The following is a 13,633-nucleotide window of genomic DNA, read 5'->3' on the forward strand; positions in this document are numbered from 1 at the left end:
GAGAGCCCATGGCCAGCGCTAACGCTTCCGAACCCACCGGTGATACTCCGGGGGCGGGGGCCGAGCGGGCGACCTCCGGATCGGCTGCGGCGTTGTCGCCGTGGCGGTTCATCATGGTCTTCGGCGTGGTCAGTCTCCTGGCGGACGCCGTCTACGAGGGGGCCCGGTCGATCACCGGTCCGTTTCTGGGGTCGCTCGGCGCGGGCGCCGTCCTGGTGGGGGTGGTGACGGGCGCCGGTGAGGCGGCGGGCCTGGTTCTACGGCTGGTGAGCGGTCCGGCGGCGGAGCGGTCGGGCCGGTACTGGGGCTGGACGATCGCCGGGTACGGCCTGACGGTCGTGGCGGTGCCCGCTCTGGCGCTGCCGGTCGGGCTGGCAGGGGCGTGCGCGCTCGTGGTGGCCGAACGGGTGGGCAAGGCGACGCGCAGCCCGGCCAAGGACACGTTGCTCTCCCATGCCGGCAGCCCGGTGGGACGCGGGACGGCGTTCGCGGTGCACGAAGCGCTGGACCAGACAGGCGCGTTCGCGGGACCGCTACTGGTCGCGGCCGCCGTCGCATGGCACGGGTACGGCCTCGGCTTCGGGATCCTGGCGCTCCCCGGCGCCGCGGTCCTGATCGTTCTCGTCTGGCTGGCCCGCCGCGTCCCCGACCCGCGGGTCTACGAGGACACCGCCGCGCGGATCCCCGCCGAGATTCCGGCGACGGGCTCCGCGGCCGTCCGTAGGTTCAAACCGCTCGCGGGACTGGGCCGGGTCTTCTGGCGCTACGCGGTGTTCTCCGCCGTGACGATGGCGGGGTTCGCCACTTTCGGGCTGATCGGATTCCATCTGGTGGAGGCGGGCCTGATGCGTCCGCAGGCGGTGCCCTTGGTGTACGCCGGCGCGATGGCGGTCGACGCGGTCGCGGCGCTGGCCACGGGCCGGTTGTTCGACAGATGGGGCTTGCGCGTCCTGGTGGCGCTGCCGGTGCTGGCCGGCACCGGCACCGCCCTGGCGTTCGCCGGCTCCCTGGGTCCGGTGCTGGCCGGCGCGGCGCTGTGGGGCGCGGCGATGGGGGTACAGGAATCGACGATGCGGGCGGCGGTAGCCGACCTCGTCCCGGCCGCACGCCGCCCGACCGCATACGGAGCCTTCGCCGCGGTCTACGGAACCGCCTGGCTCATCGGCGGAGCAGGACTCGGCGCCCTCTACGGGCACGCGCACGCCGCGTTGGTGCCGGTCGTGGTGAGCGTGCAGGCGATAGCGCTGGCCGCCCTGTGGTGGGCCGTATCAGCGGCCGAGCCCGACGGCACGACAACCACCTGACCGACCTGGATCTGAGCAGGTGTCGCATCGCCGAAGCGCTACGCACCACTACCCGAACCCCAGGAACGCCACCATCCGCGCCTTGATCGAACGCGGATTGGCCGAGGGCCGCCTCAACCCCGCGCTCGCCCCTGACACGGTCCGCGACCTGCTCTTCGGCCCCCTCATCTACCACTGGCTCGTCACCGGCCACCTGACGACCGCGACAGCGAACAGCCTTGCTGACGCCGCCTGCGCAGCGGTTCGACGCGCCTCTCCCCCGACAGGTCGAGCAGGCGGCACGGCGGGACCAGGTCGCTGAGCGGTCCGGTGCGACCGGGAGCGTGGACGCTTGCAGCAGCAAGCGGTCAGGGCCACACGTGACTAGTGTCCATATGCCTTGACGCCTCCGCTGCCAGGTCGAAGAGCACGGACCACACATGGGCTCGGGCTTACGTCATTGGCGTGAATTCAGGCAAAGTGAGGGCCGAAGGGGCCGGTCGTCCGTCCGCGGCGGGCATGGCACTGAGTCCGCGCAGCCTTTCGTTCCGCTGCTCCAGGGCCTGGACAGTGGTCGGGAACAGTGCGGCACCGCCCTCGCGGACCAGCCCCTGGTTCAGGGTCACGAACCCGCGGGTGTCGCGTTCGTAGGCGGCGAAGCCCGCCGCGTGGTCCCGGTCGGCCAGGGAACCGGCGAGCATGTACGCGCCGACGAGCGCGAGGCTGGTTCCCTGCCCGGTGAGGAACGAGGGCGCATACGCGGCGTCTCCCACCAGCGCGCCCCTGCCGCTGGACCAGCGGGGCATCCGGATCTGGCCGACTCCGTCGAAGAACAGGTCGTCGGCGTCGTGCATGGCGACCAGCATGCCCGGGACTTCCCACCCCGCGTCGGCGAAGACCGCGGCGACCAGTTCCCGTTGGGCCTCCGGGTTCGTCAACGCGCCGAACGGCGGTTCCGGTCGAGCGAAGTTCAAGAACGCGTGGACTTCGTCGTCGTCCCCCACGGCGTAAAGTGCCGCGGCCCTGCCCGGCGTATTCCACATGACGGTCTCATGGGAGAGCCCGAAAGTGTTGCGCATGGTGAACACGGCGAAGCAGTAGCCGAGGTAGCGGTGGAACCGTTCTTCGGGCCCGAACAGCATCTCCCGGGTGCGTGAGTGTGCGCCGTCCGCACCGAAAACCAGGTCGAACGTACGCGTGGCGCCCGTGTGAAAGGTGACGTCGACTCCGTGGCCCGACTGGTCGAGGGTGTCGATGGATTCGTTGAACAAGAACTCCACGTCATCCCGGACCGCCGTGTACAGGGCGTCGGTCAACTCGCCGCGCCGCACCTCCAGATCCCGGTCCGCGACGCCGCCGGTGACGGTGTGCGGGGCGACCGAGGCAACCTCGCCGCCGTCCCCGTCGAGGAAGGTCAGCCGACGCAGGTCGACGTGCGCGTCCCGCAGCCGCGGCAGGATTCCCATCCGCCGGACGACCTCCAGTGCGGTGCCGCGCACATCGACGGGATAGCCGCCGCTGCGAAGGGAGCCCGCCTTCTCCACCACCGTGACGGCGTATCCGTGGCGGGTCAGCCAGAAAGCGAGAGCGGGGCCTGCGATGCCTGCCCCCGATATCAGGACCTTGCGCTTCGGCGCCATGCGGGCGGCAGTCATCACATCAGTACGGGTCATTCCTCGGCTCCTTTGCTCATGGTGCGGACGGCGAACAGGGAGAGCGCCGTGACGGCGCCGGCGATGACGAAGCCGGTGACGAAGGCCGATTCGGCCGGGACGTCCGAACCGGAAGGGGTCCCGGCGGTGAGGAAGGCGCCGCTGACCTGGGCGCCCGCGGCGAAGCCGACCACGCGTGTCACCAGGACCAGGCTGGTGGCGGTTCCGGTGTCGCCGTGCTCGACGGAGGTGGCCGTCCGGACGACCATCGCCGTGACGCAGACGCCACTGGTCAGGGCGATCAGCGCTTTGCCCACGACGAGATGCCAGACCTCGGTGTGCAGGAGCGCCAGGCCGCCCAGCGTGGCCGCCATGGCGCCGATCGCGGCGGTGACCACCGCACCCGCGCCGAAGCGCCGCACCGCGACTCCGCCGAGCGGCCCGCTGACAGCCGCCGTGACGGCGCCGGGCAGCAGGTACCGCCCGATGTCGGTGGAGCCCGCCCCGAAGCCGTACCCGTCGCCGGACACCGCGAGCAGTTGCGGAACGAGGTACATCGACACCGCGGTGCCCACGCAGACGGCGAACGTGATCACGTAGGAGCTCCATATCGGAGGCCTCGCGAGCAGGCGCAGATCGACCATCGGTGAGGCCGTACGACGCTCCACGGCCGTCCATCCGGCCGTGAAGGCGGCCAGCACCAGGACGAGCGCGCCGAGCGCGAGCGGTCGCGAGCCGAGGCCGGGCGCCATCGAGAGCCCGAGCATGAGCGTCAGCAGGACGCCGCTCAGCAGGACCAGGCCGGGCCAGTCGATCCGGGCGTCCGGGCGGGCCGGCGGGTCGTCCGGCATCAGCAGGTGGACGGACAGGGTCGCCACGACGATCGCGAGCGTCGGTATCGCGAACATCCAGTGCCGGGACAGTCCTTCCGCGACGGGCCCGGCGATCAGCGTGCCGAGCATGCCGCCGCCCACGAACAGCCCGCTGACCACCCCGATGGCCACCTGCGACTCCCCCGCCGGGAGGTGCCTGCGCACCAGGATGAACGAGAGCGGCATCGCGCCGACCATCGCGCCCTGCAGCACCTGCCCGAGCAGCAGCATCGGCAGGTTCGGCGCCAGCGAGGACACCAGGCCGCCGGCCGCGACCACCGCCATCAGCCGGGTCATGACGCGCTTTCCGCCGTGCCGGTCACCGAGATTGCCCGCGACGGGCGCGACGAGAGCACCGGTGATGAGCATCGCGATGCTGAGCAGTGCCCCTTCGGCAGGGCTCATCGACAGTTCGCGCTGCAGCAGCGGGAGTGTCGGCGCCACCACCGATTCCAGGGTTCCGGTGGCGGCCGCCAGCATGCCGAGGGCCCCGACGGCGGCCTTCCGGATGCGGGGCGGGGGAACGGGGGGAGCCGGAGTCACGGGCATGGATGTCCATACCTCGGTCGAGCCCGGCGGCGCGCTGCGGGAAGGTGGATTCGCCGGACCCGGGCGGGCCGGTGTTCCGCCCGCCTTCCACTTGCCGCTGCGTAGCCTCATCATCCGCCCTCTCGTCGTCTCCGTACCGATCGGGTGGAGTGTGCGGGGGCGGTTGCGCGCCGGGCGTCATACCCGGGAGCCGATGTGGGGGTGCTACGGCGGTGGGGGGTGGAGGAGAGGGGTCCTACTCGCCCGGGGTCACCAGCCCCGACTCGTACGCGAAGACCACCGCCTGGGCGCGGTCGCGCAGGTCGAGCTTGGTGAGGACGCGGCTCACGTGCGTCTTCACCGTCTGCTCGGCCAGCACCAGCGTCTCCGCGATCTCCGAGTTGGACATGCCGCGGGCCACCAGGGTGAGGACCTCGGTCTCGCGTTCCGTCAAGGCCTTGAGCCGCAGCGCGGGCTTGCCCCGGGCGGGGGGACGCTGCCGGGCGAAGTCCGCGATGAGGCGGCGCGTGACGGAGGGGGCGAGCAGCGCGTCGCCCGAGGCGACGACGCGCACCGCCGCGATGAGGTCGGCCGGCGGCGCGTCCTTGAGCAGGAAGCCGCTCGCGCCCGCCCGCAGCGCCTCGTAGACGTAGTCGTCGACGTCGAACGTGGTGAGCATCAGGACGCGCGGTCGGTGCGTCACGCCCGGCGGTGGCGAGAGGAGGCGGCGCGCGCCCTCCAGACCGTCCATCTCGGGCATGCGGACGTCCATCAACACGACGTCGGGATGGGTGCGCCGGCTGAGCTCGACGCCCTGCGCGCCGTCGGGGGCCTCGCCCACCACCTCGATGTCGCTCTGGGCGGCCAGCAGCGCGGCGAAGCCGGCCCGCACCATGGCCTGGTCGTCGACGATGATGACGCGCGTCGTCACGTGAAGTCCCTTTCCGTCAGGGGGAGCCGGGCGGCCACGCGGAAGCCGCCGTCCGGCAGCGGCCCCGCTTCGAGGGTGCCGCCGCCGAGCCGCACCCGTTCGCGCATGCCGACGAGGCCGTGGCCCGTGCCGCCCTCCTCCAGCGGCGCGGCGGGCGGCTCGGGCGAAGGCCCGTTGACGACGAGGACGGTGAGCGAGCCCCCTTCCTCCGCCACCGACACGCGTGTCGGAGCACCCGGCGCGTGCCGCACGACGTTCGCAAGGGCCTCCTGGACGATGCGGTACGCGGAGAGCCCCACCGCCTCGGGCACCTCGGCGTCGCAGGAGGCGAACTCCACCGGTACGCCCGCCCTGACCGTCGCCTCCACCACCTGCCCGATCCGTTCCAGGCCCGGCTGGGGCGCGAGCTCGCCGTGCGCCTCCTCGCTCCGCAGCACGCCGAGGAGCCGTCGCATCTCGCCGAGCGACTCGCGCGCGGTCGCCGCGATGGAGGTGAACTCCTCCCGCACGTCCGGCGTCAGCCCGTCGAGACGGTAGACCGAGGTGTCCGCCTGCACCGTGATGACGGACATGTGGTGCGCCACCACGTCGTGCAGCTCGCGCGCGATGCGGGCGCGTTCCTCCAGCAGCGTTCGCCGGCCGCGCTCGGCCTCGCTGATCGTCTCCTGCTCGGCCAGCCTGCGCTGCGCCTCGTACCGCTCGCGGAGCGCACCGCCGAGCACGAGCGCGACGCCGCTCAGGATCGTGAGCAGCGCGTCCCTGGCGCTCGTGCCGTGGGGCGCGACGAACCCCAGGCCGACGCTCGCGCCCGCCGTCGCCAGCCACACCAGCAGCAGCGTCCGGCGCGACTCGCGCAGGCCGAGGGCGAGGCAGAGGCCGAGGTACCCGACGATCTCCATGGGCGGGAACGGCCACAGGAGCCGCTCTTCGAAGTCGACGGTGAGCAGCGCGAGCGCCCCGGCCACGTCCGCGGCGAAGATCACGTACCAGGCAGGCAGCGGCCGGACGACGGCGAGCAGCAGCGGGGCCGCCTGCGCGACGGCCAGCGCGCCCGCGATGCCGCCGTTCAGACCGTAGTCGACGCCCAGCACCGTGATCGTGGTGGGCAGCAGGGCGACGCACAGCACGAACGCCACCCCCCACGGCAACAGCCGCACCGACCGACGCGACGCCCCGGCGAGCAGAGCGCGCGGGGGTTCCTCGGGCGTCATGAGCGCCAGCCTATGGCCGCCCGCGCGTGTCCGGAGGGGACTGCCTCACGGTGGCCGATTCGGGGTGGGGCAGAGAGGTCCCGCAGCCTGCGCATCCGTCCTTCTCCCTCAGTCTCGTCCGTGCTGGCCGGGAGGAGGGTAGGAAGGCGGTCGAGGCGGAGGCGTCACGCTGGCGAGCCATGGCGGAGTGATACCCCGGTAGCCGGTGTCGTCCGAGCGGAGGAGATCGGCGCCGGATCGTCGCGGCGTCGACACGGTTGACCGTTTGACGTGACGGACCCCGCTCTCGTCCGGGGACGGGAGCGGGGCCTGTGGTGGATCTTGGGGCGACTTGGAGGGATCACCTGGGCGGGGCTGGTCAGCCGAGGGGCTTCGGGGCGCCCTTCTTGCCGGCGCCGTGACCCCAGGACAGGACCTCGTACTTGACGCCCTTCAGGTGGCCCGCCGAGGTGCCCGTGTCGTACTTGCTGTTCGGCTTCTTGCCGTCCACCAGGTGCCGGAAAGTGTAGGTGTCGAGGTCGAGCATGACGCCGCGGTGCGACGGCTCGCCCGGTCCGCGGTCCCCGACGAAGCCGGTGACGCTGCGCCCGTGGTAGGTGACCTTCACCTTGGTGTGCAAAGGCCAGCTCGGGCTGGCGAACAGGCCCTTCTGCATCGGCTTGCCGCCCGCCGGGGCGCCGGTGTCGCCGTTCACGCCCGAGCCGTCGTCCCAGAAGTAGGACGCGGTGGTGCTGCCCGACAGGACGGTGTGGCTCTTCGGAGCGACCTTGCCGGTGGTGTGGCGGGGGGCCTTCGCGTCGCGCTGCCCGGCCGCCTTCTGCCCGGCCGCCTTCTTCCCGGTGACCTTCTTCCCGGTGAACTTCTTCCCGGTGAACTTCTTCCCGGCCACCTGCTGCTCGATCACCTGCTGCCCGGTGACCTTGTGCCCCGTGACCTGCTGCCCCGTGACCTTGTGTCCGGTGACCTGCTGCCCCGTGGCCTTATGCCCGGTGACCTGCTGCGCGGTGACCTTGTGCGCGGTCGGCTCGTCCGCCATGGCCTCATGGGCGGTCCCGGCCGCCACGCCCGTGACCAGCATGCCCGCGAGGGCGGTACCGATAAGGGCCTTGTCGAGGACTCGCTGCTGCATGTTCATCCTTTGCTCGGTGGTCCGGGCGCCGGGTCACGTCTTCGGGCGTGTAAGGCCCGCCGTTCGGGCATGACGGGTCCGGCGCACGGCACGGGCGTGCTCGCGACGTGGGTGTGATCGCGTGGGAACGGAGAAGGGGGGAGCACCACTGGACGGTGCGGGGTGAGGGGCCGCTGAGCGGCCCCGGCTCACCGGTACTGGGGGTAGCCGTAGCCGGCGACGGTGGAAGTGTCGCGGACCTTCTTCTTCACCGCGTCACCGGTGTTGCCCTCGATGGTGTTGATGGTGCCGTCGTGGTTGTCCTTCACGACGATGCCGACGTGCTCGACGCCCTTGATGCCGCCGCCGTTCCAGGCGAAGAAGACCACAGCGCCGGGCTTCGGGGTCTCGCCGAAGCGGCCGGTCTTCTTGAACCACTGGGCGTGGCTGACGGTGTAGGCGTCGGCGCCCATGCCCTTGGTGCCGGTGTGCTGGCCCAGCCAGGACACGAACATGTCGCACCAGGACTGGCCCTTGTAGACCGAGGCCTTCTTGGCACCGATGCGGTGGGCGTTCTGCTCGCCCAGCGGCGAGCCGACGTACCAGTCGTTGAACTTGCTGTTGCCCGACGCGTCCTCGTGGGTGCCGACCTGCGTGCGGGCGAGCTTGATGACGTCCTGCGCGGAGGCGCCGGCCGCGGCGCTCTGGCCGCTGGTCTTGGCGCCGTTGGCGTCGGCCTTGGAAACGGCGGCGACGTGCGCGGTGGTCGCGGGCTTGGTGTCCGCATGGGCGGACGGGGCGAGCGAGCCGAACCCGACCACACTTGCCAGGGAGAGGACGGCTCCCGCGGCGACGCGGGCGCCCAAGCGCTTGGTCAGGTCAAAGGTACGAGCGGTCATGCGAAGGTTCTCCTGAGTTCTTCCAGTCCGCCTACCGGGTTAGCTGTCGGGTTCGGGCGTGGAAGTGGCCCTACCGCGGCCCCGCGCACGGCGGGGGTGCGGATTCACCCCGGTGTTTCGGTGGGTCCCCGGCTCCGCTCGGCCGTGATCGGCTCTCTGCGGACTCGGCGGCGGACGTGCCTTGATCGGCCGTCCTGATGATCAGGGACTCGATGCGCCCTTCATGATCTGGTCGGGCGCTCCGGACGGGCTTTCCCGTCGGTCACACTCCCACAACAGGTTCAAGCGGCCCCATATTTCGTCAAGCACGTCCCAAAGACCCGGCCGACCAGCAAAGACTCCCTAAAACCCCCTAAACGCAGGGGATGCGGGCCAGTCAAGCCGGACCATAATTTTCCTCCGCCGCCGGCCGCTCACAACCGAGGCGACCACACACAACCACCCCACCTCGCCTGAAATTCGCGAACGAAGCAGCTCGTTGCCCTTGAGCTATCGGCGCTGATCTGAGCCGACCGGGTACCGAGCATGGAGACGAATCCCCCGCCGCCTACGGCGCTGCCGGACGCGCGTTGGTGAACAACGCCGGAGCCGGAGGAGCAAGCCGGAGGCACCGGGGACCGCCGGTCATCGCCCTTGGTCGAGTGGGCAGCGGAGCTGGAACATCAGGGCGATGATCATGAGTATGGCCGGGACGAGGGTGAAGCCGAGGAGCAGGGCGGTGTGGGCGGAGTCCGGCTGGGCCACGGTGTGGCCCTCGGTGGTGGAGACGAAGCCGCCGAGGGCGAGCACCGCGGAGTACACGTAGGGGCCGATGGCGGTGCCGCTGGCCTCGGTGGCGGTCCAGACGCCGGTGTAGGCGCCCGCCCGGGCCGTGCCGCGTGCCTCGGCGGCCGCGACGGCGTCCGGGACCATCGAGAACGCGAAGAGTTGGAGGCCGGCGAACGCGACGCCCAGTACGGCGACCACGGCGACGGCCGGTGTCGCACCGTAGCCGAGGAGAGGGGCCAGGGAGCCGGCGATGAAGACGGCCTGCGAGATCAGCAGGCCGCGTTGCTTGCCTATGCGCCGGGACAGCCCCGCCCAGGCGGGCCCCGCAACGACCGCCGGGCCGAGGAAGGCGCCCATGAACACCGCCGTGAGGCCGGTGTCCTCGAAGACGTACTCGGTATAGAAGGGCAGGGCGGCGAGGAACAGGTGCGTGGTGGTCCCGGTGAACAGGTAGGAGAGCGCCAGTGACCGGAAGCCGCGGTCCCGCCAGGCGATGGTGATGTCGCCGAGGGCGGAGTGGGCGCGTTCGGGCGGCGTCCGGAAACCGGCGTGTGCGGTGAGGCGCCGTACCCCCGCCAGTGAGACCAGGCCGGAGACGAGCATGACGCCGGAGAGGACCGTGGCCATCCGGGTGTAGTCGCCGCGTCCCCCCGCGGCCACCAGCGCGGGGGCCGCGGCACCGGCGCCGAGGAGCCCCAGGGTCAGGAAGAGCATGCGGAACATGAAGACGCGGGTGCGCTCGTGGTAGCCGACGCGCAGATCGGACGGTGTCGTCAGCAGCCCGGGCACGGTGACCCATACGCCCATCCCTACCGAGCCGGCGGCGTACGCGCAGAGGTCGCCCGTCCTGGTCCGCGGTTCGTCCTGGCCGGCGTCCGCGCCCTGGTCGCGCAGCGTGGTCATCCGGCGGACCGGTGCCGCGCGACGACGCCGGCGGCCAGTTCGGCGCCCTTGAACGCGCCGGAGCGGACCCGGTCGGCCAGCGTTCGGGCGACGATCCGGTCGGTCAGTGCGGGCAGGTGGCGGGCCAGGAAGAATTCGACGGCTCCCCGGCGGGTCGTCGGAAGGTCGCGGCGGGGGCGTCCGCCCAGTGCGGCGCGGAGCACGGTGCGGACCACGCCCTCCAGCGGCTCGTACTGGCTCATGCCCTCCAGCGAGAGCCCTGCGGCGGCCGTGGAGTCGTGGATCGGGCTCCGTACGGCGGACGGGTACACGCAGGTGACGTCGACGTGGGTGCCGATCTCCAGGCGGAGCGCGTCCGCGTACGCCACCAGTGCGCGCTTGGAGGCGCCGTACGCGGCGGCGAGCGGCAGCTGCATGACGGCCATCCGCGAGGAGACCATGACGACCCGGCCGCGGGAGGCGACCAGGGCGTCCACGCATGCGGCGGTCACCCGCCAGGTGCCGAGCAGGTTGATGTCGAGCTGGCGGCGGACCTCCGCGCCGGGCGGCAGCTCGGCGGGGGCGGGCCCGCCGATGCCGGCGTTGTTGATCAGCAGGTCGAGCCCGCCGAGCCTGCCGATCGCCTCGGCCACCGCCGCCGGGACGGCGTCGTCGTCGGTGATGTCGCAGGCCAGGACCTCGACCGGGTCGTCCTCGCGAGGCGCCAGGTCCAGGCCGACGACGTGGGCCCCGAGTCCGCTCAGCCGGGCGCAGACCGCCCGGCCGAACGTCCCGGACGCGCCGGTGACGAGGACGCGCATGCCGTGGGGGTCGCGGCGGGTGCTCATACGACGGTCTCCTTGGGAGTGAACGGGCGTGCCCCGCGGGCGAGGCGGGAGCGGCCGGCCGCGATCTCGCGGGGCAGGTCGGCGACGTACTGGTCGAAGTCGATGCGCATGTGGGGCCGCGCATTCTCACCCCAGCGCCGGACGGCGGCGCGCAGAGCGCGGGCGACGGCGCGGCGCTGTTCGTCAGCCGGGGGCAGGGCGTAGGAGCCGGACAGGTATGCGGCGGCCAGTTTGGCCTGGGCCTCCACCACGGGGAGCGCCGCGCCCGTGGACTGCATCAGGCCCACGAACGCCAGGCTGGGCTCGGCCAGGTGGAAGACCCGCTTGTAGAGCGGCAGCCGTTCCGGGTCGGGCCCCAGCCAGCGCGGGGACAGGAACGGGATGCTCACGCGGTAGCCGGTGGCCCACACGATCAGGTCGACCGGGTCGGCGGTGCCGTCGGTGAAGACGACCCGGTCTCCGCCGAGGTGGCCGATGCCGGGGCGCGCGGCCACCTCGCCGTGGGTGAGGCGGTGCAGGATCGTGTCGCTGATCGTGGGATGGTTCTGGAAGAGGCCGCCTGCGGGAGCCGGAAGGCCGTAGCTCTGCGGGGTCCCCACGGCCAGCCGCAGCATTGTCTCGGCGACGCGTTGGCGCAGCCGCCACGGCAGGGCGGCGAGGGCGCCGCCGGTCGCGTCGGACGGGCGGCCGAAGAGGTACTTGGGGACGATGTGGACCCCGTGCCGGGCCGAGAGCAGGACCGGGCCCCGGGCCGTGTACGAGGCGTCCACGGCGATGTCCATGGCGGAGTTGCCCATCCCGACGACGAGTACCCGCTTGCCTTGGAAGACGTCGGCGGTGCGGTAGTCGTGAGCGTGCATCTGGACGCCGTCGAAGGTCCCGGGATACATCGGGTCAGGGAGGCGCGGGTCCCAGTTGTGGCCGTTGGCGACGACCACGGCGTCGTACCGTTCCGTGTCGCCGGACTCGGTCGTCACCGTCCACGCTTGCCCGTGCTCGACACGGGCGACGGCGCTGCGGAATTGGATGTGCGGCGCGAGCCCGAACCTTCCCGCGTAGTCGGACAGGTAGCCGGCGATGTGGTCGGCCGACGGGTAGTCGGGCCATGCGGCGGGCATCGGGAAGTCGGCGAACTCCGTACGGCCCTTGCTGGTGTTCAGGTGCAGGGAGGCGTACGCGGGAGACAAGCCGCTGCTGTTGTCCCTGGCCCACAGGCCGCCGGGCCGGTCGCCCTTCTCGTACGCGACGGCCTCGCAGCCGGCGTCGAGCAGCGCCTTGAGCGTCGCGAGACCGGCTGCTCCTGCGCCGATCACGGCGACACGGCGGGGAGGGGCCATGGCTTTTCTCCTCGGACGTTGTGGCGCTCGCCAAACCGTAGGGCCTGCTCCACCGGGCTGGACATGGGCCACGGCACGCGGTTCGGGGCCGAGGTTGTGGGCCGCCACAACGGCGGGCAGCATGAGCGGAATGGACGCACCTGACAGCTGGACGGCGGTGATCGACCTCATCGAGCGGGTCGTGGGCGAGGAGGACCTGCTCCCCTCGGTGATCGCCGGGGTCCGCACGGCGGTACGGGAGGTCGCGGCGCTGCCCCCGTCCGACATCGCCGGGCACACCCGCGCGCTCCTGGCGGCGGCGACCCGGGCGCTGGCCGCCCGTCGCGGCCCCACCGAGGCCGAGTTGTCGTTCGTGGAGGAGCTCGGCGTCACCCGCGCCCGGCAGGGCATACCGATCGAGGCGGTGCTCGCCGCCGTCCACGTCGCCGAGCGCGCGATCTGGGCGCGGGCCCGGGAGCTCGCCCGCGCCGAGGGGGTCGGACCCGACCGGCTGCTGGATGCGCGGGAGCTGTACGACGACTGGGCCGAGACGGTCCGGTCCCGGCTGATCACATCCCACCGGGCCACGAGGGCGGGCGCGGACCCGCTGCCGGGCGACCGGGACGCGGCCATCCTGCGGCGGCTGCTGCAGGGCGGCTCGGCGGCCGCACTGGCGGTCGCCGAAGCGGGCCTGCCGGCCACCGGCGGACTGTGGGTGCTCGTCGCCCGGCCCGGCGCCGCCGTCCCGGTGGAGCGGGCTCTGCGAGAGCATCCGCCGGTCCTGTGCGCGATCGTGAACGACCTGCTCGTCGGCGTCCTTCCTCGGACGCCCTCCCGCGCGGTCGCCGCGGCCGGGATCACGGCCGGGCTCGCCGGCCCCGCCGAGCCGGAGGAACTGGCCCCGGTGCGGCGCCTGGCGGCCGCCGCCCTGGCCGCCGCCGAGTCGACCGGGCGGACGGGCGCGGTCCACATCGCCGACGTGGCACCGCTGGCCGCGCTCACCGAACGGCCGGACCTCGCCGCGGTGCTGCTCGACCGCCACCGGTCCTCCTGGGCCGCGCTCGGATCCGGCGCCGAGCCGGTGGCGCGCGCCGTCCTCGCCTGGCTGGAGAGCGACCGCGACGTCACCGCCGCTGCCGGGACACTGTTCGTGCACCCCAACACGGTGCGCAACCGGATCCAGCGTTTCACCGAAGTGACCGGCATCGACCCGTTCAGCACCTTCGGCGCCATGAACGGCTGGTGGCTCTGCCGCACCTGGCTCAAGGAAGCGACATGAGTCGCCAGGCACCTCCGGGATCCAGGCGCTCTGACCGGCCGGCGAACGTCAGCACG

General features: G+C 72.3%; 12 protein-coding genes and 1 riboswitch. Of the genes, 3 read left to right on the forward strand and 9 right to left on the reverse strand.

The genetic code is table 11. From position 1 onward, the window contains the following. Nucleotides 1–8 precede the first annotated feature (8 nt). Together BKA00_RS12190 and BKA00_RS40810 are read left to right on the forward strand one after the other, a co-directional pair. A complete protein-coding gene (locus tag BKA00_RS12190; RefSeq protein ID WP_185025010.1) occupies nucleotides 9–1,304 on the forward strand; it encodes an MFS transporter in 1,296 nt (431 codons plus the stop codon). Nucleotides 1,305–1,323: 19 nt separating this feature from the next. Continuing rightward, nucleotides 1,324–1,605 carry a TetR-like C-terminal domain-containing protein gene (locus tag BKA00_RS40810; protein ID WP_420829681.1) on the forward strand — a complete coding sequence of 94 codons (282 nt, stop codon included), beginning with the start codon at nucleotides 1,324–1,326 and terminating at the stop codon, nucleotides 1,603–1,605. Nucleotides 1,606–1,735: 130 nt separating this feature from the next. Here the strand turns inward: BKA00_RS40810 and BKA00_RS12200 are convergent, their stop codons facing one another. The 9 genes from BKA00_RS12200 to BKA00_RS12240 form a co-directional block, all read right to left on the reverse strand. Next, nucleotides 1,736–2,956, reverse strand: coding sequence for an FAD-dependent monooxygenase (locus BKA00_RS12200; protein ID WP_185025012.1), 1,221 nt, complete (start codon nucleotides 2,954–2,956; stop codon nucleotides 1,736–1,738). Continuing rightward, complete coding sequence (locus tag BKA00_RS12205; RefSeq protein ID WP_185025013.1) at nucleotides 2,953–4,356, reverse strand: MFS transporter; 1,404 nt, start codon at nucleotides 4,354–4,356, stop codon at nucleotides 2,953–2,955. Before BKA00_RS12205 ends, BKA00_RS12200 begins: the two co-directional genes overlap by 4 nt. Before the next feature lie 235 nt (nucleotides 4,357–4,591). Continuing rightward, nucleotides 4,592–5,266 carry a response regulator gene (locus BKA00_RS12210; protein ID WP_185025014.1) on the reverse strand — a complete coding sequence of 225 codons (675 nt, stop codon included), beginning with the start codon at nucleotides 5,264–5,266 and terminating at the stop codon, nucleotides 4,592–4,594. After that, entirely contained in the window at nucleotides 5,263–6,477 is a 1,215-nt protein-coding gene (locus BKA00_RS12215; protein WP_185025015.1) for a sensor histidine kinase, read from the reverse strand. The genes BKA00_RS12210 and BKA00_RS12215 overlap by 4 nt, the downstream gene beginning before the upstream one ends. A gap of 358 nt (nucleotides 6,478–6,835) precedes the next feature. Beyond that, nucleotides 6,836–7,606, reverse strand: coding sequence for a hypothetical protein (locus tag BKA00_RS38815; protein ID WP_230299004.1), 771 nt, complete (start codon nucleotides 7,604–7,606; stop codon nucleotides 6,836–6,838). A gap of 188 nt (nucleotides 7,607–7,794) precedes the next feature. Then, on the reverse strand, nucleotides 7,795–8,484 hold the full coding sequence (locus BKA00_RS12225) for a CHAP domain-containing protein (protein WP_185025016.1): 690 nt from the start codon (nucleotides 8,482–8,484) through the stop codon (nucleotides 7,795–7,797). A gap of 14 nt (nucleotides 8,485–8,498) precedes the next feature. Beyond that, nucleotides 8,499–8,664, reverse strand: a riboswitch (cyclic di-AMP (ydaO/yuaA leader). Nucleotides 8,665–9,108: 444 nt separating this feature from the next. After that, on the reverse strand, nucleotides 9,109–10,155 hold the full coding sequence (locus tag BKA00_RS12230; RefSeq protein ID WP_185025017.1) for an MFS transporter: 1,047 nt from the start codon (nucleotides 10,153–10,155) through the stop codon (nucleotides 9,109–9,111). Beyond that, nucleotides 10,152–10,982, reverse strand: coding sequence for an SDR family NAD(P)-dependent oxidoreductase (locus tag BKA00_RS12235; RefSeq protein ID WP_221493119.1), 831 nt, complete (start codon nucleotides 10,980–10,982; stop codon nucleotides 10,152–10,154). The genes BKA00_RS12230 and BKA00_RS12235 overlap by 4 nt, the downstream gene beginning before the upstream one ends. Continuing rightward, nucleotides 10,979–12,319, reverse strand: coding sequence for a flavin-containing monooxygenase (locus BKA00_RS12240; RefSeq protein ID WP_185025018.1), 1,341 nt, complete (start codon nucleotides 12,317–12,319; stop codon nucleotides 10,979–10,981). Before BKA00_RS12240 ends, BKA00_RS12235 begins: the two co-directional genes overlap by 4 nt. A gap of 130 nt (nucleotides 12,320–12,449) precedes the next feature. Between BKA00_RS12240 and BKA00_RS12245 the strand changes: the two genes are divergently transcribed. After that, nucleotides 12,450–13,577, forward strand: coding sequence for a helix-turn-helix domain-containing protein (locus BKA00_RS12245; protein WP_185025019.1), 1,128 nt, complete (start codon nucleotides 12,450–12,452; stop codon nucleotides 13,575–13,577). Nucleotides 13,578–13,633 lie beyond the last annotated feature (56 nt).

The sequence above is a fragment of the Actinomadura coerulea genome (assembly GCF_014208105.1).
Taxonomy (GTDB): Bacteria; Actinomycetota; Actinomycetes; order Streptosporangiales; family Streptosporangiaceae; genus Spirillospora; species Spirillospora coerulea.